This window comes from Burkholderia sp. MR1-5-21, assembly GCF_053427715.1.
Window position 1 is genome coordinate 20966 of record NZ_JBSAXD010000022.1, and the last position, 20291, is coordinate 41256.

The 20291-nt window shown below is 58.2% G+C and carries 37 protein-coding genes; 33 read left to right on the top strand and 4 right to left on the bottom strand.

What is annotated here, in order from left to right; all coding sequences use genetic code 11:
• Positions 1-785 precede the first annotated feature (785 nt).
• Positions 786-1139: a hypothetical protein gene (locus ACV229_RS26480; RefSeq protein ID WP_448086067.1), complete on the bottom strand. Its 354-nt coding sequence runs from the start codon at positions 1137-1139 to the stop codon at positions 786-788.
• Between the two features lie 352 nt (positions 1140-1491).
• Here ACV229_RS26480 and ACV229_RS26485 point away from each other — a divergent pair, with 352 nt between their 5' ends.
• On the top strand, positions 1492-1806 hold the full coding sequence (locus ACV229_RS26485) for a hypothetical protein (RefSeq protein ID WP_448086068.1): 315 nt from the start codon (positions 1492-1494) through the stop codon (positions 1804-1806).
• Between the two features lie 296 nt (positions 1807-2102).
• Here the strand turns inward: ACV229_RS26485 and ACV229_RS26490 are convergent, their stop codons facing one another.
• From ACV229_RS26490 to ACV229_RS26500, 3 genes are all read right to left on the bottom strand, one after another.
• On the bottom strand, positions 2103-2312 hold the full coding sequence (locus ACV229_RS26490) for a hypothetical protein (RefSeq protein WP_448086069.1): 210 nt from the start codon (positions 2310-2312) through the stop codon (positions 2103-2105).
• 335 nt (positions 2313-2647) lie between these two features.
• Positions 2648-3109, bottom strand: coding sequence for a hypothetical protein (locus ACV229_RS26495; protein WP_448086070.1), 462 nt, complete (start codon positions 3107-3109; stop codon positions 2648-2650).
• A gap of 180 nt (positions 3110-3289) precedes the next feature.
• Positions 3290-3505 (bottom strand): hypothetical protein, encoded by a 216-nt coding sequence (locus ACV229_RS26500; protein ID WP_448086198.1) that lies wholly within the window; start codon positions 3503-3505, stop codon positions 3290-3292.
• A gap of 493 nt (positions 3506-3998) precedes the next feature.
• Here ACV229_RS26500 and ACV229_RS26505 point away from each other — a divergent pair, with 493 nt between their 5' ends.
• From ACV229_RS26505 to ACV229_RS26660, 32 genes are all read left to right on the top strand, one after another.
• On the top strand, positions 3999-4361 hold the full coding sequence (locus ACV229_RS26505; RefSeq protein ID WP_448086071.1) for a nucleotidyltransferase family protein: 363 nt from the start codon (positions 3999-4001) through the stop codon (positions 4359-4361).
• Positions 4358-4798: a HEPN domain-containing protein gene (locus tag ACV229_RS26510; RefSeq protein WP_448086072.1), complete on the top strand. Its 441-nt coding sequence runs from the start codon at positions 4358-4360 to the stop codon at positions 4796-4798. The genes ACV229_RS26505 and ACV229_RS26510 overlap by 4 nt, the downstream gene beginning before the upstream one ends.
• Before the next feature lie 16 nt (positions 4799-4814).
• Complete coding sequence (locus ACV229_RS26515; RefSeq protein ID WP_448086073.1) at positions 4815-5063, top strand: hypothetical protein; 249 nt, start codon at positions 4815-4817, stop codon at positions 5061-5063.
• 324 nt (positions 5064-5387) lie between these two features.
• A complete protein-coding gene (locus ACV229_RS26520) occupies positions 5388-5942 on the top strand; it encodes a DNA/RNA non-specific endonuclease (protein ID WP_448086074.1) in 555 nt (184 codons plus the stop codon).
• Between the two features lie 8 nt (positions 5943-5950).
• Complete coding sequence (locus tag ACV229_RS26525; RefSeq protein ID WP_448086075.1) at positions 5951-6268, top strand: H-NS histone family protein; 318 nt, start codon at positions 5951-5953, stop codon at positions 6266-6268.
• A gap of 31 nt (positions 6269-6299) precedes the next feature.
• On the top strand, positions 6300-7061 hold the full coding sequence (locus tag ACV229_RS26530; protein ID WP_448086076.1) for a cyclodeaminase/cyclohydrolase family protein: 762 nt from the start codon (positions 6300-6302) through the stop codon (positions 7059-7061).
• A complete protein-coding gene (locus ACV229_RS26535; RefSeq protein ID WP_448086077.1) occupies positions 7058-7420 on the top strand; it encodes a hypothetical protein in 363 nt (120 codons plus the stop codon). Before ACV229_RS26530 ends, ACV229_RS26535 begins: the two co-directional genes overlap by 4 nt.
• A 16-nt stretch (positions 7421-7436) precedes the next feature.
• A complete protein-coding gene (locus ACV229_RS26540; RefSeq protein ID WP_448086078.1) occupies positions 7437-7784 on the top strand; it encodes a hypothetical protein in 348 nt (115 codons plus the stop codon).
• A gap of 137 nt (positions 7785-7921) precedes the next feature.
• Positions 7922-8158 (top strand): hypothetical protein, encoded by a 237-nt coding sequence (locus ACV229_RS26545; RefSeq protein ID WP_448086079.1) that lies wholly within the window; start codon positions 7922-7924, stop codon positions 8156-8158.
• A 447-nt stretch (positions 8159-8605) separates the two neighbouring features.
• Positions 8606-9760, top strand: coding sequence for a PIN domain-containing protein (locus tag ACV229_RS26550; protein ID WP_448086080.1), 1155 nt, complete (start codon positions 8606-8608; stop codon positions 9758-9760).
• 31 nt (positions 9761-9791) lie between these two features.
• Positions 9792-9989, top strand: a complete 198-nt coding sequence (locus ACV229_RS26555; RefSeq protein WP_448086081.1) for a hypothetical protein — start codon at positions 9792-9794, stop codon at positions 9987-9989.
• 17 nt (positions 9990-10006) lie between these two features.
• Entirely contained in the window at positions 10007-10204 is a 198-nt protein-coding gene (locus ACV229_RS26560) for a hypothetical protein (protein ID WP_448086082.1), read from the top strand.
• Between the two features lie 18 nt (positions 10205-10222).
• The gene (locus tag ACV229_RS26565) at positions 10223-10429 is read left to right on the top strand and encodes a hypothetical protein (protein ID WP_448086083.1); all 207 of its coding nucleotides are present in this window, start codon (positions 10223-10225) and stop codon (positions 10427-10429) included.
• A 15-nt stretch (positions 10430-10444) separates the two neighbouring features.
• Positions 10445-10654 carry a hypothetical protein gene (locus ACV229_RS26570; RefSeq protein WP_448086084.1) on the top strand — a complete coding sequence of 70 codons (210 nt, stop codon included), beginning with the start codon at positions 10445-10447 and terminating at the stop codon, positions 10652-10654.
• Positions 10655-10679: 25 nt separating this feature from the next.
• Entirely contained in the window at positions 10680-10865 is a 186-nt protein-coding gene (locus tag ACV229_RS26575) for a hypothetical protein (RefSeq protein WP_448086085.1), read from the top strand.
• Positions 10866-10909: 44 nt separating this feature from the next.
• Positions 10910-11224 (top strand): H-NS histone family protein, encoded by a 315-nt coding sequence (locus ACV229_RS26580; RefSeq protein WP_448086086.1) that lies wholly within the window; start codon positions 10910-10912, stop codon positions 11222-11224.
• Between the two features lie 53 nt (positions 11225-11277).
• Positions 11278-11931 (top strand): hypothetical protein, encoded by a 654-nt coding sequence (locus ACV229_RS26585; RefSeq protein ID WP_448086087.1) that lies wholly within the window; start codon positions 11278-11280, stop codon positions 11929-11931.
• Positions 11932-12125: 194 nt separating this feature from the next.
• On the top strand, positions 12126-12872 hold the full coding sequence (locus ACV229_RS26590) for a hypothetical protein (protein WP_448086088.1): 747 nt from the start codon (positions 12126-12128) through the stop codon (positions 12870-12872).
• Positions 12873-12898: 26 nt separating this feature from the next.
• Positions 12899-13549, top strand: a complete 651-nt coding sequence (locus ACV229_RS26595; protein ID WP_448086089.1) for a hypothetical protein — start codon at positions 12899-12901, stop codon at positions 13547-13549.
• 24 nt (positions 13550-13573) lie between these two features.
• Positions 13574-14050 (top strand): lysozyme inhibitor LprI family protein, encoded by a 477-nt coding sequence (locus ACV229_RS26600; protein ID WP_448086090.1) that lies wholly within the window; start codon positions 13574-13576, stop codon positions 14048-14050.
• A 65-nt stretch (positions 14051-14115) separates the two neighbouring features.
• Positions 14116-14616: a hypothetical protein gene (locus ACV229_RS26605; protein WP_448086091.1), complete on the top strand. Its 501-nt coding sequence runs from the start codon at positions 14116-14118 to the stop codon at positions 14614-14616.
• A 193-nt stretch (positions 14617-14809) separates the two neighbouring features.
• Positions 14810-15346 carry a hypothetical protein gene (locus ACV229_RS26610; RefSeq protein WP_448086092.1) on the top strand — a complete coding sequence of 179 codons (537 nt, stop codon included), beginning with the start codon at positions 14810-14812 and terminating at the stop codon, positions 15344-15346.
• 64 nt (positions 15347-15410) lie between these two features.
• A complete protein-coding gene (locus tag ACV229_RS26615; protein WP_448086093.1) occupies positions 15411-15713 on the top strand; it encodes a DUF1889 family protein in 303 nt (100 codons plus the stop codon).
• A 9-nt stretch (positions 15714-15722) separates the two neighbouring features.
• Positions 15723-15947 (top strand): hypothetical protein, encoded by a 225-nt coding sequence (locus ACV229_RS26620; protein WP_448086094.1) that lies wholly within the window; start codon positions 15723-15725, stop codon positions 15945-15947.
• Positions 15948-15959: 12 nt separating this feature from the next.
• The gene (locus tag ACV229_RS26625) at positions 15960-16163 is read left to right on the top strand and encodes a hypothetical protein (protein WP_448086095.1); all 204 of its coding nucleotides are present in this window, start codon (positions 15960-15962) and stop codon (positions 16161-16163) included.
• 11 nt (positions 16164-16174) lie between these two features.
• Complete coding sequence (locus tag ACV229_RS26630; RefSeq protein WP_448086096.1) at positions 16175-16498, top strand: hypothetical protein; 324 nt, start codon at positions 16175-16177, stop codon at positions 16496-16498.
• 49 nt (positions 16499-16547) lie between these two features.
• A complete protein-coding gene (locus ACV229_RS26635) occupies positions 16548-16754 on the top strand; it encodes a hypothetical protein (protein WP_448086097.1) in 207 nt (68 codons plus the stop codon).
• A 17-nt stretch (positions 16755-16771) separates the two neighbouring features.
• Positions 16772-17284 (top strand): hypothetical protein, encoded by a 513-nt coding sequence (locus ACV229_RS26640; RefSeq protein ID WP_448086098.1) that lies wholly within the window; start codon positions 16772-16774, stop codon positions 17282-17284.
• A gap of 45 nt (positions 17285-17329) precedes the next feature.
• Complete coding sequence (locus ACV229_RS26645) at positions 17330-18316, top strand: HNH endonuclease (RefSeq protein ID WP_448086099.1); 987 nt, start codon at positions 17330-17332, stop codon at positions 18314-18316.
• A gap of 31 nt (positions 18317-18347) precedes the next feature.
• Complete coding sequence (locus ACV229_RS26650; RefSeq protein ID WP_448086100.1) at positions 18348-18923, top strand: hypothetical protein; 576 nt, start codon at positions 18348-18350, stop codon at positions 18921-18923.
• A gap of 178 nt (positions 18924-19101) precedes the next feature.
• Positions 19102-19404, top strand: a complete 303-nt coding sequence (locus ACV229_RS26655; RefSeq protein WP_448086101.1) for an H-NS histone family protein — start codon at positions 19102-19104, stop codon at positions 19402-19404.
• A gap of 92 nt (positions 19405-19496) precedes the next feature.
• Positions 19497-20234, top strand: a complete 738-nt coding sequence (locus ACV229_RS26660; protein WP_448086102.1) for a S1 family peptidase — start codon at positions 19497-19499, stop codon at positions 20232-20234.
• Positions 20235-20291 lie beyond the last annotated feature (57 nt).

The window sequence follows — 20291 nt, forward strand, 5'->3', positions numbered from 1 at the left end:
GAGGCCGGTCGGGTGTCGCGACTGATGTCCGACATTTTGTCGTTTTGGCTGGCGTGAGCGAGGTTCGAGCGCCAACCTTCGCGCTTCGTCTGCCTGAGGCGAGCTTTCCGGCAAATCGCCCTTGTTCCACATCCAGAGTGGCAGAATCGTAACAACGGCCCAGTTACTGATGTCTTGCACGACGACAAAACAGCGGCCGTCCGCTTTGCTGTAGATGAGGCAGCAGCGCCGGTTGGGCAGAGCCTCACCAAGTGACACGTATCGACCTGCGTCGACCATTTCTCGAACAGATGTTGCCGATAGCGTAGACCGTTGGCTCACCCGTCCCTTTGCGTGAGGTGCAACCCACGACTGTCGCGCACTGGACCGCCTCTTGGAGAAATGAATTGTCGCCTCCTACGCGCTATTGATGCTCAACCGGTAGTCTATGCGGTCTTCTGTCTCATCGCAACGCGGCCACGGGCGGTTCTCGCGGGCCGCCGGGTTCGCTGCATCAGGTCCGCCCACCTGCCCGCTATCTCGGCGACGCTTAACGACCTGGGGATTTTGTTTCACGGTACCCAGCGTCTGACTGAGGCGACTAGCGGCGGTCGCCACGGTCGGGAGTTGCGCTAGGCACATCTCCGATACGAGCCAAATGGTGCTCGGAATGAGGGCGTTCCCTGTCCTCAAGTATCGCGCTCAGCGGAGTGAGGTGCTTCCGTTTATATCCACGCCGGAATGTCCTGTAGTCCGCCTCGATTTGCGCTGAGTAGCACATTCGTGCCTTGTTGTAGCTCCCCTGGTTACAGAGAGTCAGCGCGTTCCCTGCAAAGGTTGAGCATTCTCTGAATCATGGTGCTGGAGTAATTGAGCCCCATTTCGTCAGTGAAGAGCGCCTGAACACTCGATAGCCGCACAGCGATGCCTGCTTTCAGGAGCTCACTTTCGGCGATTTTCAGCGCAAGTTGTCCGATTTCCACGCGCTCAAACCAATCCATAGACACCAGATGCCGCGCGAGCCACGCGCGGCAATTTGCTACCACGTGGTCCACTCGCCACTCCTGGGTCAGTGCGTAAGACGCTGCCGCCGTCGCGACGAGAAAACAGAGCAAGTCAGCGCGCCCATCAGGCATTCGGGTTATATGGCGATTGTCCATCATTGTTTCGGGTAGAGGAGCGTAGTGCAAGGTGACATTGTGTGAGCCGACGTCTATTGGTGCGGTGCCGGCTGTGCGGGGCGACGAGACACGTTCACATCTCGTCCCCATTCGCCACGACGGTGTAGTCTAGCAAGGTACTGACCGATGCGGAGGTCAAGAGGGTAGACTATCCTCAAGTGTCGGAGCAGGGTGTCTGCGGTCTGGAAAGCACGTCCAGCATCGCTGCTTCTGATGGCGAACGGAACTCTTCGAGGAAGGTATATCTTGCAAGCGGAATGTGGCAACGTCGCGTGCAACGGAGCAGCCGCCCTTGCACTCAACGCAACGCAGCAGATACGGGCATGAACATATGGAAAACGTAGACAACCAGTCCGAGCCCTTGCTGACTCTTGCAGAGTATCTCGAGTTGTCGCTCGACGAAGGCGGGCTGGTGATTCTCGCGCGAACCAGTGAGCAGTCTTTTACCGTCTATGTCGCCAATGTAACGGATTCGCTGAGTGATATTAGGCCACGCGGAAAAATTGCGGCTGCAACAGCACTCGCGATTCTGGAGCAGACAAGCCCTGGCTGGAATCAGTTTGTCGTTGGTGGTCAGCCATATCGGTTCAGGCGGACCTTCGCACAACTGGAAGAGACTCCGGCAACAGTCTTCACACCGACATGATGCTGGCGACGCTCATGGTGAACATCGGTTGCGCTGAAACTCAATCTTTGCGGCAAAGCGCGTTCGGGAAATTCTGCGCGCGAGGTCGAGCCCAGCCCGTTGAGCATATGCAGCTCTGATTCTACGTAGGGTAACTTGCGCTAGGCTCGCTGCGGCTATGTTCGCCGCGACGTGTCGCCCAAGGCCGACACCTGCACTCCGCGTGTGTTGCCACTAGACGCGTGCACAGGTTCGGCCACTGGCTTGGCTCCCATGTCGGCGATTGAGCGCACACCGCAGGGTCGAGAACTATTGCGCTAGCTCAATTCAAGGGCGTCGAGGCTCGCTTGTATTGTCTCGTCCGGGTGCACGCAGTGATACACGTTGGACAAACGTAAACAGAGTTGCGCCAGTGCTACGAGATTCACCGCTTGGTCGGCGTGCTCGACCTCCCCAGTGCTGAGAATGTCCTCGAGGACAGGGGCCAGCCGACGCAATTGCCGGAAAGTGGTCGTGTCGAGTTCCATGTTGAACCCCCTATTGTCGGAAGTTAGAGCATTCCGTACATCGACTAGCCCCAAGGTGTTGCCAACGCTTGAGGGTGGCGAGCGCGTTGACCTGGATGGGCTAGCTACGACGAATCTCCGGGTGCTCTTCTATGGATGGGCACGCAACACCGTGCCGCGTGTTGGCAATTACCCGCCATCCAATCTCGAGCACGCTCCATCGGCCAAAACCAGTGATGACGTCGCTGGCGTTCGCAAAATCATGGAAATGCTCGGATAGTATTGTGCAACCTATCTGCGACCGCATCGTTGCCAGTCGGCGCAGGGTGTCGTCGAAGTCTTTCGGTTCGCGGGCGTTAGACAATGGCAAGTTTCTGTTCAGCGCGAATCATGCGTTCAAGCATTTGCGCTTCGGCCTTTGCAATGTCGCCGAGCGACGCCATGGACAACTGGCGGTCGAAGATTTCGAGCACCACGCAAAGCTGCGCGTAGTCGTTATTGCCCATGAACCATTTGCCCGTCACTTTCTCGACGGCATCAACATGCATCAAGGCTCCATGCGCCGCCTCAATGTCGGCAATCGCATCCGGCTGGTGACCGAGACGACACAACTCATCGGCAACAAGTAGTTGTCGAGCGAGAGTCGTAAACAGGTCACGCGAGCCATGACCACGCCGAAAGGCATCGAGAGACAGATAACACTGTAATAGCATTGCCTGGGTCACGGGTTCGTGTGCAGCTCGGCTATAGGTCAACGCACGCAGTAGTGGCGACATGGCCGGGTGGGTCTGTTTGCTGGTTCGCGATGTACTGGGCATGATGGTATCGACTCGCGTCAAAATTTCTCGGTATTCCCTGCGGAACTCGCCCTGTCACGGAAAAATGCCGCCGATGTGCTGGCGCTAAGACAGGGGCCCGTGCAGGCGAATTCGTGTCGCTATGATTGCAGGCAACAATTAAGGCAGGCTTAAACGGCCAGGTGACCGATTGTTCCCGAACTACTGCACGTGTGTCGCCTGCCGCTGCACGACCTTTTCTTCAGCATGCTTTTTCGCCAAGTGTCGTCCGACAATGCAGCCGCCAACCGCACCTGCGACGGCGTGATGTCCGGCATAGTGCCCGGCAATTCCGCCCACGACCGCGCCCTTGATGCAGCCAGCCGCGTGTGCGGTAACGCATCGGCCGCGAGACGCACCTTCGCAGTGCGCCTGCATCGTGACGGCCGGTCGCTGAAGCTCATTCAAGAACTCATCGGTGTCTCAAGCCTCTATGCCGTGCGGAACCTTGTCGAAGGTGATCCAGTGAAACTATCGTCGATCGTGAGCGGGGTGATCTAATGCTTGGAACCTCGCCGTCTAGGCTCAGGCACCGACGGCGAATGCCGTAAAGGCTGAAGGCGTGCCAGATGGGAAGTCCGGTGATATATTGGTGTACATGAACACGTTATCGCCACCCCCAACGATGGACAATCGTTCCCGCATGCGGGAGCTGTGCGCGCTCGCGGGAACGCAGGGCGAAGCCGCCAGGCTCATTGCAAAGCAAACCAGCCGCCCGTGCAGCCTGAATGCCGTGAAGTCGTGGACTTGCGATCCGGATACGTCGCGCGCTCGGACCTGTCACGACTGGGCTATTGAAGCGCTTGAGAAGGCATTGAAGAAACTGAACAAAGCGGGTTGATATGGTGCATGTACGCCTAACATGAGAAGCATGACCTCGGAGATTTCCGTGATGAATCCATCTGTTGACCCATTAACGGCCCGCGCGGCACGTGTCTTTTTGAAGCGCATCGCGGTCCGCTATCCGGTGAGCCGAGCCATTCTCTTCGGCAGTCGCGCTCGACACGACAATACCGACGAGAGCGATGCAGACATTGCCGTCATTCTTCGTGGCGAGCATGGGGAGCGCACCGATATAGCCCTCGATATGGCGGGCACGTCGTTCGATGTGCTGCTCGAAACCGGCGTGCTGGTCGGCGCCTTGCCGCTTTGGGAGGATGAGATGGAACACCCCGATTTGTTCAGCAATCCGGTACTGATCGAGAACATTCGCCGTGAAGGAATCCCGCTGTGAGCAAGACGCACAAGGACTACATGGCGAAGGCGGGACGTGCACTCGAAGAGGCGCGTGTGCTGCTACAGGCCGGAGGCTACGAGGGCGCGTGTAATCGCGCGTACTACGCCATGTTTGATGCCGCCCACGCAGCGCTTCTGGGTAGTGGCGTGGCGGAGAAGTCGCCAGAGACCCATAGTGGGCTGATCGCTGCATTCGGCTTGAAGTTGGTGAAGGGCGGCCTTGTTCAACCGGAGTTCGGTAGGGCTCTGCGGCAGGTCGAGAGTTTGCGCGGAATCGCAGACTATGGCGTCGAAGCGATCGTTGCCGACAAAGCACGCTGGGCAGTAGGCCAGGCGGAAGACTTCTTCAACATGGTGCGCGAGCTGCTCGCGCGCGATCTGACTCAAAAGCCAGAAGATCCGGATCCATCATCGACGCTCGGCGTCGATATTTGAACGGGAGGGCCCTTTCATGAGCATCGCGTCAGCGCCCATCGTCCCGCTCATCGAGCGCGCAGGCCGCGCCTTCGCGGTACGCCTGAGCGACATCCCGGAGCCGTGGCAAGACCGCTTCCGCATTGCATTGCGCGGCTCGGCCTGCCCGGTGGTCGACGGCGAAGGTGAATGCGCATACGCGTGGGAATGGCAGGACTGGCTGCAAGGGAGTTTCCCGCGCGGCCGCGTTGTACAGATGGTCGATATCTTCGATGGTCCTGAGTAGGAAGCGATTCCACTGGATGCCCCTGGTGTCCTGGAATGTGTGCGACGGGACGTGGCGAAACGTGGGCTGTAGGCCCGAGGAAAAGACGTTTGACGTGCTCGGAACATCGATCGAGAGCGGGCACCCGAGCTACGAATACATGTACGCTTACTTCAGGCGTGATATAGATGCATTCGCCGCCGATTTCCAGCGGAACGGCGAGTGGTGATTTTAGAGATTCAAAGCGGAACAGCGAATGGAATCCCAAGAACTGTCAGCCGCTAGCCTGCGCATCGTCCATTCGAGGTCACATCGGATTGCATCGTTAGTTGTCGGGAGAGGGCAATGATCGATTATCGGGAGCCGCTGAACGGCATCTTGACGCGCCTGTCGCGCGAAACGGCACCGCAATGTTTTCGCGAGGATGTGGGGCCGCTGCTCCTCGCGATGTGGGCGCAGGATTACGCTAGCAATACGCCAGATTGCGAATTGCTCGAAACATCGGATGCGGGCTTTTCGTATCTGTTCGACGTGGCAGCTGAACGTCTCGTGGCCGCATGGGGTATCAGCAGAGGCAGGAATCACGAATCGAGAGCCGTCATTGCGACGCGAATGAAAGGGCACCCCCTCAATAACAGCGGCCGCTATCACCGCGGCCACGCGATCGCTCACACGCTGGGCGGTAGGACCGACATCAACCTCGTGCCGCAGTTGGGAAAAATCAACTCGGGTCCGTTCAGGGCGCTCGAGGCCAGGGCGGTTAGTTCTGCGGGCGCGCTGTACTTCACTTATTGGCGCTATGGCGTCGGCAATAGCCAGGTGCCCATCGGCGTCGAACAGGGGCTCCTATGTCCAGGCGAGCCGGCCTGCGTGTTCGAGCTGAAGACATTCGAGAACTAGGAAAAAGCATGTCCAAGACGTACAAAGAATTGCTTGCTGAACGGCGCGAATTGGAAGCACGCATAGAAGCCGCAATGCGTTCCGAGCGAGACGAAGCCCTGGCGACAATCCGCGAGCTGATGACACTGTATGGCATCACCGCTGGCGAACTCGCAACGAAGCGCGGCTCGAGGAAGGCGGCCCCGGTGGCACCGAAGTACCGCGATCCCGAGTCCGGCCAGACTTGGACTGGCAGAGGCAAGGCGCCGGCGTGGATTGCTGGGCAAGATCGCGCCCGGTTCGCAATCGTCGGCGACTATTGCGACCACGGTGATGCAGCCGGATGACGTTGGAAAACCCAAGCAAAAGGCCCCACTCATGACCGACCCCGTGCCTCGCGATGCCGAGCTGCTCGCGCAGCCGACCAACCAGTTGCTCGATGCGTTCGGCGCGGGTCAAGCATCTCCCGGCTCGGGCAGCGCCGCGGCGCTCATGGGACTGCTGGCAGTCAAACTCATCCGCACGGTGTGCCTGAAGAGCTTGCAGAAGAATCCCGAGCGCAATACCGAGGTCACGCTGCGCCACCTGCTCGATGAACTCGGCGCGATCGAACCCTCGCTGCGCGCCCTGTTCGAGAAGGATGCCCGTGAGTTTGACGAAATCGTCCGCCTTCGGATGGCGCGCGATGCGGCCACCGACCCGGACGTGAAAAGTACCGCCTCGCGCCGCGCCAACGACCTGCTCGAGGTGGCCACCGACAACACGTTCCAGATCATCGACCTCTGCATGCCCCTGATTGACTACGGTGTGACCGTGTTCGAGCACGGCTGGCAGTCCGTGAGGGGTGACTCCGGCGCCGCCATCAGCGCGGCGATTGCCGCGGTCACCTCGGGATTGTTCATCGCTAATCTGAACGTCAAAAGACTAAAAGAGCGCAACTACGCGAGGGATAACATCGACCGGTGCGCGGTCGTATTCGCGCTTCTGCAGCAGAAGCAGGAGACTGCGTTGGGTTGCGTCACGTCGCTGAACGTCGAGGCGCTTGACTCGCTCGCCATCGAGGGCAGTGTTTTGCTGCAACTGCCGCTCGAGTTTGCTGCAGACCGGCGCTCCCGTTCCGCGGATGAGGAGACGCTATGATTCCGAGCGAGAAGCTCACCGATGTCACCGAAGCCGGCATTCGGCGCCTGATCGACCACGGCGTGCCCGAGGGCCGCACGGTCGATTGCGAGGAGGCGGCCGTAATCGGCAAGGAAAACAGGAAAAGCGACATGGAGAACACCAGTAACGTGGCGGACGGTAGAAACGAAATTGCGGAGAGATTCGAGGCGATCGTGACCGGCTCGCAGGTTTCATTCGCCGCACCGGCCGACGTCGCTCCGAACTGGCTGCCCGCCGGCTACGAGCTGGTGACCGATCCCGATCATGTCTTGCGCGCGGCCGACGTCGGCAACGACATTCGCTATGTGGCAAAGCTTGCCGCGAGCGCTGGTAACTGACCAAGGAAAAACACCAGTGGATAACACTCAATCTGACGGTCTGGACGCAGAATCGCGCTGCACTGTGCTCATGCTGGAGCAGGCGATCAAGCAGGTGGTAATGAGCTATGCGTCCGGGGCCAACAATGCGACGACCTGGGTAGCAGTGCAAAACTCGATCTCCGACCTCCTCCTCAAGCAATGGAACGCCGGCGTACTCGTTGGCACCACGGCTCAGGATTCCTTCCGCGTGACGATTGGCCTCGGTTCAACGATGACGCCCGACGATGTCATGAACCGTTGCATGCGCGGCACCGTCTTTCTGGCGGTCAATGGACCTGATGAGTTTACCGAAGTGACCTTCCAGCAGTCGATGCAATCCTGACTGCCTCAGAGACCTGCCTGCTCGCCAGACGGGTCGAGGGGGATGATGAAATGCCCGTCATAGCCGGCTGGCGGATGCCCTTGTAGCGGGAAACCGCAACTCGACCGAATGAATTGGAAAACAGATAGGGAGCGGTGATGGGCATTCAACGGGAAGTACGGCGAGATTTTCGGACGCAAGCCGAGATCCAGCGCGAGATTCGCAGCGAGCGATTGGCGGCCCTGACAACACAAATTGAGGCTGAGATCGACGCTATGAAGGCGCTTCCGGACGGCGAATATCATGCCGTTGATCTGCACGAGTTGGAAACGCAGCTACGCCGCCTTGCCGATCGCGCGCAAGTTGCCGGCTCGACGTTCACCAGCCGCAGCTAGTTGCATCGGAAAACGCCGGCCTGGCCGGCACCAAGGAAACCATTCAGAACATGTCGGTCGCAAACCCACCCCTTACCCAATTGGACGCAGATCTCGCCGCTCGGCGTGCGGAGCTAGACAGGCTGCTTGGCACCCGCCTGTGCGCGGTGTCGTGGATGGAGGGCAGCGATAGTGTCGTCTGGGCCGCGAGGAAGCCGCCAGGATATTCAGGCGGCGGCGCCGTATATGTCGAAAACCTGTATGCGAAGGTTCGAATCAGTCAGTGCGGTTCGCCCGCTGCCGCCAACCTTCGAGCGGTCATGGAGCTAATTTCTCTCGTTGAGACCGAGAGCTTGGGCGCCGCTCTCGCTGGTCAGAAGTCGTTGGAACAGTACTTTTTCGACAACAACCGATTCGTTGTCGCACACCAGTAGTCTGGCAAGGAAAATTCAACCCGGAGTCGAATGCATGGATCAGCAACTTCTCGACGACATCGCCAATGACTTGATCGGCGCGATTGCGCTCGACACTTCCGTGTTCGACGCCAATCGCCGCTTACTCGAGGGCGGCCTCCTGCGACGCCTCGAGCAGTTCGATGCGAGTGACGTGCAGGTGTTGCTCCCGGATGTGGTGACACGCGAAGTCACCGCCCACCTCACGCGTGAAGCTGAGAAGGCGCGCACCGTACTGCAGCGTGGAATTCGGCTGGCGGCGTTGGAACGGCTGATGCCAAATGGCGCGCAAGCGCAACTCGAGACGATCGCGGCGCAGGCCGGCGACGCCGGTGAGGTGTCGAAGGCTCGGTTAGATGCTTGGCTACAGAGAACCGCGGCGCACGTGCTGGATACGGCGGCTCGTGTCGAGCTGCGTACCGTGATGGATCGGTATTTCGCGGCGCACCCGCCATTTGCTGCTACGGGCGAGAAAAAGCACGAGTTCCCTGACGCGGTCGCGTTGCTCGCGCTTGAGCACTGGGCACACGAGCGCGGGACGAAGGTGCTGGTGGTTTCAACCGATCCTGACTGGCATCGCTTTTGCGCCGTGTCGCGTGGACTCGTGTGCGTCGCCGATCTGCGCGATGCGCTCGGTGGCTTTCAGACTGAGACGGCGCGCTTCGCCGCGCGGCGCCTCGCCGAGCTATCCGCTGGGGGCGACACGCTTGGATTGGTGGACGCTCTGGTGGACGCGCTCACAAATCAAGGCCATAAGATCCGGTTCGACGTTGAAGCCGACTCATCGTTCGAGTTCAGTGAGGATGTGGTAGAGCCGGACTTCGAGGATGTCGACCTGCCTGCCGAATCCGAAGAATTTGAAGCCGTCGATTACGGTGATGGAGAAGTCGTCGTCAACGTCCGTGCGATCGCTCTCGCGACGGTGACGAGTCACTTCGAATTCAGCAAATGGGACAGCATAGATCGGGAATCGATGGGGATGGGCACAGGATCGTTCGCGACCGATGAGCGAATCGAATTTGAGGCGCTGGTCACGCTCGGCGGTGATATCCCCGACCGAATGACCATCACCTCCATCGAGATCCTCCCCGGCAGCCATCACATCCAGCTCAATGAGATTGCTCCTGACTGGATGCGAGACCGGTCTAATGTCGATGTCGAATACGAGTAATGGCGAGCACGCCCTCCATAGGAAAAGCACGATGGAGCGAATCGCGGTGTCTGCGAGCTACGAGGCAGTGAAACTGGGAATGGCCGTCACGGGCCGCGTCGAATTCATTGCGCGGGTGGCAGATCCGACGAAGGGATACGACCTGACCACGCGAGCGCAGCGTGCAGTAGCGCGCCGGCTACGAGTGCGTCCGGCCGACGTCAAGATCGTCGGCGTGATGTCGAGCTGATGCAAGGGAAAAGCACGATGGAGCGAATCGCGGTGTCTGCGAGCTACGAGGCAGTGAAACTGGGAATGGCCGTCACGGGCCGCGTCGACTTCATTGCGCGGGTGGCAGATCCGACGAAGGGATACGACCTGACCACGCGAGCGCAGCGTGCAGTAGCGCGCCGGCTACGAGTGCGTCCGGCCGACGTCAAGATCGTCGGCGTGATGTCGAGCTGACGCAAGGGAAGAGCTTCGATGACTGAGAACGTGACGAAGGAAGAGATCGAGGTTAGGCCGGGGCAGGTCTGGAGAGATCTCGACAAGCGGTCGAACGGGCGGACGAGGCGAGTGTTGTCGATCGAGGACGGAAAGGCCGTGCTCGAAGGTCCGCCCAAGTCGAAGGTGTCGATCTCGCGCATGCATCGCCATAGCACGGGCTGGGCGTTGGTAGGCGACGTTTGATCAAGGAAAAAGAGCATGATCGAAATCAGCGACCGCAACTATCACCGTCTCGTGGACGGCCATAACGCGTTGGCAGGGGCATTGCACCGATTGGTGATAGCATCGGAAGCAGCGGCCTCCGGGGCTAACGGCACGGTGAACGCGAGTGAACTGGCCGAAGCGATGAAGCAGGCCCAAGATGTGCTGTCCCGGTACGGCGACCATCAAGGCTTCGTATTGGTGTAGGACGAAACGGGAAACAGGAAAGGTGATGAATAACGAATTGAAGTGGTCTATCAGCGTAGGGTTGGCGGGTTTGATGAGCCTCGTGCTCGCGCACTTCGCCATCCTCCCGTCCGTCTTCCCTCATTCCGGCATGAAAGTCTATGGCGCGTTGATCCTTGTCGGTGCCGTTGGCCTCGCGCACTTAGCCTATGAACGAGTGCGAAATCGCTAACCACGGAAAACGCCGGCCGTGCCGGCGCAAGGAAAAGAGAGAACATGAACTCCAAACCGACAGGCTACCTAGCTCTAATTGCGCAACGAGAGGCACTGGATGCGCAAATCAACGCCGCTCGCGAGGCCGAACGTGAAGCGGCGATCGGACAGATCAAGGCACTGATGAAGGAGTTCGATCTCAGCGTTCCGGATCTGGAAGAGAAAGTGCATAAGCGCAACTCGAGGCGCATGTCGACCGTTCCGAAGTACCGCGACCCCGCGACAGGTAAAACCTGGTCTGGCAGGGGGCGACAGCCGGCATGGCTCGGTAACGATCCTGCAGCGTTCCTAATTCAGCCCGACCTGCTCGCCATCTGAGTAGGGTAGCCGCTCTTCGACCATTGATAGGAAAGGAACTGTACAAGGATCTCATGAAACGCGGGAAACCAAAACTTACCCGTCAGGACGCCGAGCGGCTCTTTACGGGATTACCAAACGGGAACCCGATCGTGTCGGGCCGGCCGGTGAATCCATTCGAAGCCAGCGTGTTCGATACGGCCCAGCGCGCCGATGACGAAACCCGGCTCTGGAAAGACAATCTGATCACGCTACCGAGCGCGATCGCTTTGCCTGCCGGCTACGCGTCGCTGTCCCACTTGTGCGAGGCGATAGCGCGCATTTTGCGGGTGAGATGGGTGAGAGAAGTTGGCCACGAGGTTGTTGCCGAGTTTCCTGAAGGATGGAAAGCCGTTCGTCCGGCCACTGGCCCCATTGAACTGCGAGACCCGTCGAACGTGGTGCGAGCAGTGTATGGCTGGGCCGAGGATGCCGAACTGCGGCTGTTGCCACGCTATCTGGTCGAGACACAGTCGAACAGTTCGAGCGGGATGGGCAGCTTGCTGGTCCGCGATCGCGCCACTGGGCGGATTCTCGAGCGTTCCTCGATCTGGTCCTCACTGACAGGCAGCAACCATCCGGATTGGGCTCGGCTTTCAGGGTGGCTCAGCTTACGCTATCCGCAACATCTGGATCCGTTACGGTACTGGGACGATTGTGAGGCTAGTGCTGACCAGGTCGGCACCTAGGAAACCGCATGGCTCGTCGAAAATATAAAAGGAGAAGTCACCTTGCAGAGGCGATAAATCGCTCAAGTCAGGGATGGCAACTGTTTTGGTCCGTTGTCGTTGTTCTTGCCTTCGTCTTCTCGATGGTGATGTACTTCTCTCACTGAAAGATCGGAAAACACGGCGATTCCCAAGTACCGGCGTGGTGCAATGGCATGCCCACCGACCACGACGCCAAAAGCGGTCTGCAAATCTATGGAGTGTTAGAGATGTCATGGATTGAGAAAATTAGCTCGATTCGCAGGCACACTCGTCCTTCGACGGAACTCAAGGTATTCGTTGACAAACTGAGCAACGACGCGGTTGCCGAGTTATCCACGGGCACGGTCAAAGAGATGCGGGCACCCACTGCGCTCGCTTTGCTATCGCTTAGATGCGCAAACGGATACGCGGAGGTCCTCGAAAATGCCCTGCGCGGAATGCGAAAGTCACAAAGGTCGGACCGTACGGACTTTCACTATAACGCCGTGATGTTCGAAGCCGTTGCATTTGCGGTGTTCTGCTGCATGTCAGGCTTTCTGAAACGATCCGACCGTTTTCTCGATGACAACGATCCGGAAGAGGTGGACGAGCCGGTCGGTGACGGCTACTTTGAAAGCCTGAAGTATTCTGGAGGCATTGCAGCAGGCATTCTCAAATCGCACGACGCTCTGAAAGACGTCGAACTGTTCACAAACCTCTTGGGGGGATACTCAGCCACGGTCCGGCGGAATGATGACGTCGTCGATCTATTTGTTCGTCGAGTGATTGTGGCAATTGGGCCCGGAGACGATAAACCCTTTGCACCCGCTGCTGTTCAGGCAGCCACGGTCGGATGGGACTGGGCACAGTTCAAGGAGGACATGCGCGTGTACTACGAGAATTTTGTCTCGGCCACATCGCAACCCGCGGCTAAGCGCTAGGAAAACAGGAAAGGCGACACCAGGCGATGAAACGTTCGATTGACCACCCGGATACTGTGAAACTCAACGTCGTGGCTTTGAAGGCGGTCGGGCTCGCTTGCATCATTGTTGCGCTGCTAACGGCTTTGGTCTTGCACCCGCCCGTCACCAGCGCCGACTACGCCGGATGGGTGCAGGCGTTCGGCTCGATAGGCGCAATCTTATTTGCTGTAAGCATCGCATCCAGTCAGCGCCGCGACGCGGACCGGCGGGAACTTTTGCTGCGCTCAGGCAGGCTCGCAGCAGTTCGAGGAATGACCGAACATGCGGTTGAAGTCGTCAATGGAGCGACCATTGCGCTGCTCGATCGCAACCTGGCTGAGAACTACGTTGCAAGCCACGACGCGGAGCTCTTCGATGAAGCTTTTCGGATGCTCCAACAAATTCCGATGCTTGAACTGGGAACGGTCGGCGCTGTCGAGGGGGTGACTTTGATAAAGAACGGAGTCAATGCGATGAAGGCGAATTTAGCGATGTTGCGTCAGAATCCGTTGCCGATACGCCAGGACCACGTTCAGGTAGCACAGCGGGCGAGTCAGATTCAGTTTCAAGTGGAAGCGGGGCGGCGAAAGGTTTCTGCAGAGATAGTTCGGCTTCTGAACGAGTTCTCGCCAATGCCCAAGGCTGACCGAGGGTAAGTGATTTGATCGGAAAACCGGAAAATGAAACCGACCTTTGTTTTTGTGCCTCTACTGGTCGCAGCCAGCGTTTCTGCTCTTGCGGAAACGCCGGACGAATATGCTCAAAGCGTCGCTAAGCAAGCAGAGCGAACCGTGTGGCGCCGCGACCGAGACGAAGCGATAGCCGCGGCGCAGAGCCTTCTAGAAAAGTGCACACACGCGGCTACACCGCTTTCTGACGTACGGGCATGTTCGGACAAATACGCGGCCGACATCGACGCCATCCTCAAAGATAGTTACGAATCTAGCATTCGGATGGATGGGAACGCCCAGCCTGCACTCAAGGCAGCAAAGGCGGCCGCCCAGATCGCATGGCTGAAGTATCGAAATGCGGAGTGTGCGGCGGTGCGCCTGTCGTACAACGGTGGAAGCGGTGCAGGGATAGCTGACCAGTCATGCAGGGCGGAACTCGCGATTGAACGTGTGCGAGATCTAGAGTCCCTGGGGAATGCGGAATAGGGCGCGGCGCCAGCGATAGTGGATTCGAGACGGAAACGCCGGCCGGGCCGGCATCGAGGAAAAGCATGGCTGACGGAGATCTGTTGACTGTCTGCGTACCACCTCTGCGCCAAGATGACGAACCTGTCATTGTTCGCATGTTCGAGTACACGGCTTTCTGTGGGCGACGCACGTTCGATTCGCCTCCGGGGAATGACCACGATGATGACGAACACAGGTGGTCACTGATCCGTGCCAATCCGAGCCGCTATCTGCTATGGCTGTCGCAGACAGAATTCAGTCAGACCGACGCGAAGCACGATGCGAGCGGCCGGCGAGTTGTCGGTTCTCCGCGAACGGGTTTTGTTCCATACCAATGGAAACTGTCCCGGCTCGATAGTCTTCGAGTGGCGCAGGGCGACGCGTTGGAGATTACGCTGTTGATCGAGCCTGTTCCTGGAGCATTCGAGTTCAGATTTGGGCGACATCGAGCGTACTGGCTCGCGACAAACAATGCAGAATTCGTGCCGCTGATGGTACCGTTGCATCAGGCTGAGCGTTTTCGTGAGCGATTCGAGCAGGGATGACATTCAACGGACAACCTGTTTCGCTCGAGCAACTTGAGGACGTTCGCCGCGAGGTTGAGTCCAGCTTTCGGGAAATTGAGGATCAAACCAGCACCATGCCAAACTGATCGGAAAACCGGAACAACTACCATCGGATCGATTGCGATTGTCGTACCCGTAGAGGGAGCAGTAGGTTGCATTAAGGGAGGGGCGAGTGGAAGTCGTTACGAACATCGAGGTCTATTGGGCTATCGCGCAAGAAGCTCATGCCGCTATGAGGCTAGACCTAACGCAATCGACAACGCCGAACCAAGGTGGGAAATCAGGAAATGTGATTCGCTGGAATCCTGATCGTCAGTCGTTCAAGAACGCGATGATCGCGATCGCCTTTGCGGGTATGTACCTTGAAGCCCTGATGTTTATCTCCCTGCAACGTCACTTCGGACGCGATGAGGCGCTCAAGATTGACCGCAAAATCTACGAGGATCGGTTGCGGAAGCTTGGCATCACCGATTCGGACTTACTCGATCGAGTCACACTGTTCCGTGAGGCACGAAAGGACCTCGTCCATGAGAAGGCATTGCTCTCTTCGAATCTTGGCGTAGAGCCGATACGGTTGGCACAGGAGGAGGCAGATCGTGCAATCTCACTCGTGAGAGATCTCTGCGCGAGCTTCCTGCATCCCTCCGCGGTAGCTACCAATAGCGACGTATACCGAAATGGGGCCGAGCAACGCGAGCAACACAAGTAGGAAAGCAACATGGCGCGTAAGCGCCCCGAACCGGCCGGAAGCCGCTTTGAGGATGGAGCAAGTAATGTCGAGTGTGATCGCCGAAGCAGTTAAGACCCTGAGCAGCACCGTGAACGTAAGTACGGGGCTTGCACACCCTAACGATTTGAACAAGGCGAAAGAGCTTTTCAAAATTCTCCACGAGAAGGGCGAGATACTACTCAAGAGTGATGTGGAGTCCGCGGCCTTATCGCACGGATGGAATGTGTCGTCAGCCGACGAACTGGGGAGCTTGGCGCAACAGATCGGCGAGGGTAAAAGTCCGCGAATCACGGGGGGGCCGTGGTGGGTCGAAGATATCTACGAAAAGATCGCCGCTCGCGCGTAGGAAAACGGGATGGAGAGCAAACAGAGCGGCGGCATTCTGGTCGACGGTGAGTATGTCGCAACGTGCCGGGAGCGCACCATACTCGGAGCAACTGCAAATGGTCACGGTGCCGTGTTCCCCAAAGCCAAGATGACCGTGACGGACGGGTGGGCAACGTTCAGCCGCGACGGGGTAGAGGTGTGGAACTGCAACGCTCGCTATGCCGCCGCCCACTTCGACGTTCAACTCGCATAGGACATTCCGCCGATGAGTCACCTCATTCAGATTGCGCCGGGCGTGTTGTTCTCGTCCGATGTACTTAGCCCCGAGTGGGGCCGCGAGTATCGACGGGACGAAGGGACTGTGGAGATCGATCTGAATACGAAGCCTGCAAGGCAGCCGGGCAGTGCTGCAGAGGAAAGTAACCGCGACTTCCGCGAAAGCATCGGCGGACAGATGTCGTTGTTGTAGAGGAAAACAAGATGAGAGAAAGAGAATTCACCGTCAAGCAGCCCCAAGGCGCCACGAACAGGATCACGTGTCCGCACTGCCACAGCAAAGTGTCGTACGGCGCATCGGTATGCGTTGGCTGCAAGGCAGAGGTGAAATATGGGAACGCAATTGGAGCGGCCGGCCTTGCCCTGATTGCGGCTCTTTTTACGGGTTTTTTCGTGCAGTGGATTTTGCCCCGCTCATTGGGAGCCGCATCCGTTCTCACATTCGTGGCCGTCTTTGTGTGGGTTTTCGCCGTGCTGCGCAAAAAATTCGTCAACGACGTCCGCTTCAATCGACGCTACCGGACCTAATCAACGGCAGAGAGGCCTCAGGGTCGTCAAACTTATCGGAAAAGCAGCGATGACTGAGAACGTGACGAAAGACGGAATCGAAGTCAAGCCGGGCCAAGTCTGGCGCGATCTTGATAAGCGTTCACGTGGACGGACGCGACGCGTGCTGTCGATCGAGGATGGTAAAGCGGTGTTCGAAGGTCCGCCGAAGACGAAAGTGTCGATCGCACGGATGCATCGGCACAGCACTGGTTGGGCATTAGTAAGCGACGTTTGACAACGGAAAACAGCGAGATGACGCTAAAGTCAATCGCCGAGACCCTTGAGTCCATTCGAGCCAAGCGGTCGGCGGTGGGGCAACTGAGCTTCAAGCCGACAGGGCCTTACTATTTGGCTCAGGGCCTTGAGCCGATCCGGCCACAGTGGGAATTTTCTGGTGTGTACGTGCTGACGAAGCCATCGGCACCGGACTGGAACGTGGCGTTCGAAGAGAGTGACGCAGCGGTATGGTACGTGGGCATGACGGCGCGAAATATCTTCGAGTGCATGCTTCGTCATTTTGGTCTCCCCCGATCTGCGTCGTCCGTCGTTTATCAACACAGATGGACGAATGGCTCAGCTTCCCCTGACATCGAAGGCTGCCTGGCCCGAGGTGAGGTTGTCCTGTATCCGATCAGTGTGCGGTCTTCAGAACAGGCGCTGACGCAAAAACAGCGTGATCTGCTACCGGGTCTGGTTGAAAAGCAATTGCTTGTGGCATACGCAGATCGTTACGGTTCGCTGCCCCCTCTCAACTTGTCGGTGTGACGTACGCAACGGAAAACAACCCCGCTACGGAGTGGAGGAATCCTTTTGAGCGAGAACAAACGCGCCTTTCGCAGCACAGAAAGTCTCGCCGAAGAAGCGGTGACGCGCGACGCCATCGGGCCGTTTCTAACGGCGCGCGGCTACTCGGTTCTGCGCGACCACCGCACGCAGACCGGCACCGCAATCGCGCAGTTTTTGCGTGTGCAGGCACCCGATGGTCAGACACTGCAGATGCGAGTTCGCTTGTGCTGGCGCCGCACCGACGAACGTGCGAACCAGGGAAAAATCGCGGCCGCGCAATTGCGCGCTCGATTGATCAATGATAGCTGGGATGACACGCTTGCTTTCGTAGTCGAGCGTGACCGGGCTGAGGGAAATACACATCATCTCTTTGTTCAGCGCGATGGTATGGACATCGCTTACGCCGCGCTAATTCCCCGGGAGGAACTTGCACCGATTTGGCGAGACCAGCGCGATATAAGCGCCGGCTTGATCGCCAAGGGCCTGCTCGGGAGGATGTCGAAGAACCACGCCATGAACGGCACTAGCCCGACAATCTGGCTGCAGGACGATCGTAAGGCGCATGGTCATGAGGTCGCGGACGTACTATGGAGCTGGCCCGGTGTTATTGATTTGGCCAAGCTCGCGGTTGCGCCGGCAAAGAGCGACGAGCCTGTTGACGACACTTACGATGACTGTCCGGTTGGTGATGCGTGGCTCATCGGCAGCGACGGTGCTGAGCGTCGCCCCGTGGTGCGCTCTGAGGTCAAACGCGATCCGCAGGTTCGCCGCGCGGTGCTTGCGCGCGCAAACGGCTGTGAGCGCGCCGGCTGCGGGCAGAAGCTACATTACTCGGGCTTCCTGGACGTGCATCACATACTCGGAGTGGAGAAGGGAGACCGCGTCTGGAACTGCGTCGCCTTGTGCCCGAATTGCCATCGGGATGCCCATTTCTCGCCTAACGCGGAGGCACTGAACCTCCAGTTACTGAGATATGCCGAGCGGTACCGTCCGCCACACGACCACGAATAGGAAAACGTCGCGCTGGTTACGGGGAGTTCTCATGGGAACGGAAAGAAGCACTGAATTCGAGGGGCCTTGTCTTTGTGGCGGGGGAACCTTTCATATCGACGATTGCTCACCGGATCACGGATGGCCGACGGCAACGCCCCAATGGTATGAATCGTCCATTCGCTGTCCGCGATGCGCGAAGAAGTATGAACTGGAGCGGCGTGGTAAGCGCTTCGTGCTCATTGCGCGAACAGAGATAGCGGCGGTCGAGGCGAAGCGAAACAAGGCTTTCGAGGCGGGTCGGGCGCTGATGGCTCGGGCTGACGTTGCCGAAGCGCTTGATAGCTACGCCGCACAGCTCGATCGCTTGCCGTCCGCTGCGGCGAGACATCGCCGATTGGGGGCAGACGGCTTTATGCCCGACTCTATTGCAACCTTTCGCAAGCGCTGGCGGGGAGGGGACACTTGGCTGAAAGCGCGGGCGCGACCAGGGCACCTCCTCGCAATCTTTGCCGCTATCGGTCTTTCGACCGATGCGATAAAGGCACCGCTAGACGAACTCGCACAACTGGACGCGGCCGCCGCGGTAGAGCCGGCACCAGTCGGAGAGCCCGCCTATGAGCTTTGATACTTCTCACGGCCGTGAAAGCACGGCGGCCCCGAGGGTGATCGGACGACACTGAAGAGAACGGAAAACGCCGGCCGGCGTCGGCGATAGGGAAAACCCATTGATTCTGTACACCATCTATAGATGGCATAATTTGACGTACTGCGCTTCGCGTTCAATGACTAAGGGAGATCCATCTATGGCAACGAAAAACTACAAGGACCTGAAGGACCAACTTGCGAAGCTGCAAGAGGAAACCGAGGCGGCACGTATCGCTGAATTGGAAGCGGTGGTTGCTGACATTCGTGTGAAAGTGGCTGAATACGGCATCACGGTTGAGCAAATTTTTGGCCGTCAACGCTCAAGCAAGGGCAAGACGGTTTCTGCACCAGTTGCTGCCAAGTACCAGAACCCCAAGACTGGCGAGACGTGGAGCGGGCGCGGTCGTGCTCCCGCATGGATCAAGGACGCGAAGAATCGCGATCGCTTCTTGATCGCATGAGTAAAGGGGAGCTGCGGCTCCCTTTTTCTTGGCACGTGGTACCAGCAAATCTACTGTCTGCGTAGGGGAAAACGAGGGGGAATAGCCATCTTATGCAGAATCTTGTTTTGGATGATGGCCGCGAGTTCGTCTTTCCGCTTCTTCTGGTCGACGACGTTGGGGACAATAAGGTTGACCTGAATTCGTACACGTTTCTAGGTACGTGCTTCTTTGTGACGAAGCGCGGGGACGCGGTTACTGCGGGCCACGTTGTTCCGAGCCCGCAAGATATTCCGGCTGGAAGACGTCTTGTTGCAGCGGTTCAACAGGACGGGAAGTCAGAGATTTGCTGGGTTACTCACGCTGCGCGTTGGGACGAATGCGATCTCGCACTTGTCCATGTCAACCTGCCAGTGACACGCTACCTTGCCGTAGCTGAACCCGAGGTTTGGGCTGGCACGGATGTGCAGATTATCGGGATTCCGAGTCATGAGGTAGGCGGGGCGGGCAAAGAAATGAGGCTGCTGAAGGGGCACGTGACATTTGCGCGAAGTGATCGGCTGGAACTGAACATCGCGGTCCCTGCAGGAATGAGTGGAAGTCCAGTCTTTGTCGGTACGAACGTCGTCGGATGGGCAACGGGATATGTGAGGAGCGAAGAGATCCTCAAATCTCGCGAGGAAGTTGTCCGGATAACCGCCGACAAGGAGCAAATCGAGATCAGCACGGTAAGTCATGTCATATATTACGGCACAACCGTTGGGTTTTCTCGTTTGCGTGCGCAATCGTCACCGATTTTCGAAGGGATGACCTTGATGCAGTTCATTCAAGCGCGCAACGCCGGTGACTAAAGATCGGAAAACAATGACTGACGAAACCGACTCCAAGGTCGCATCTGAGCCTGGCAA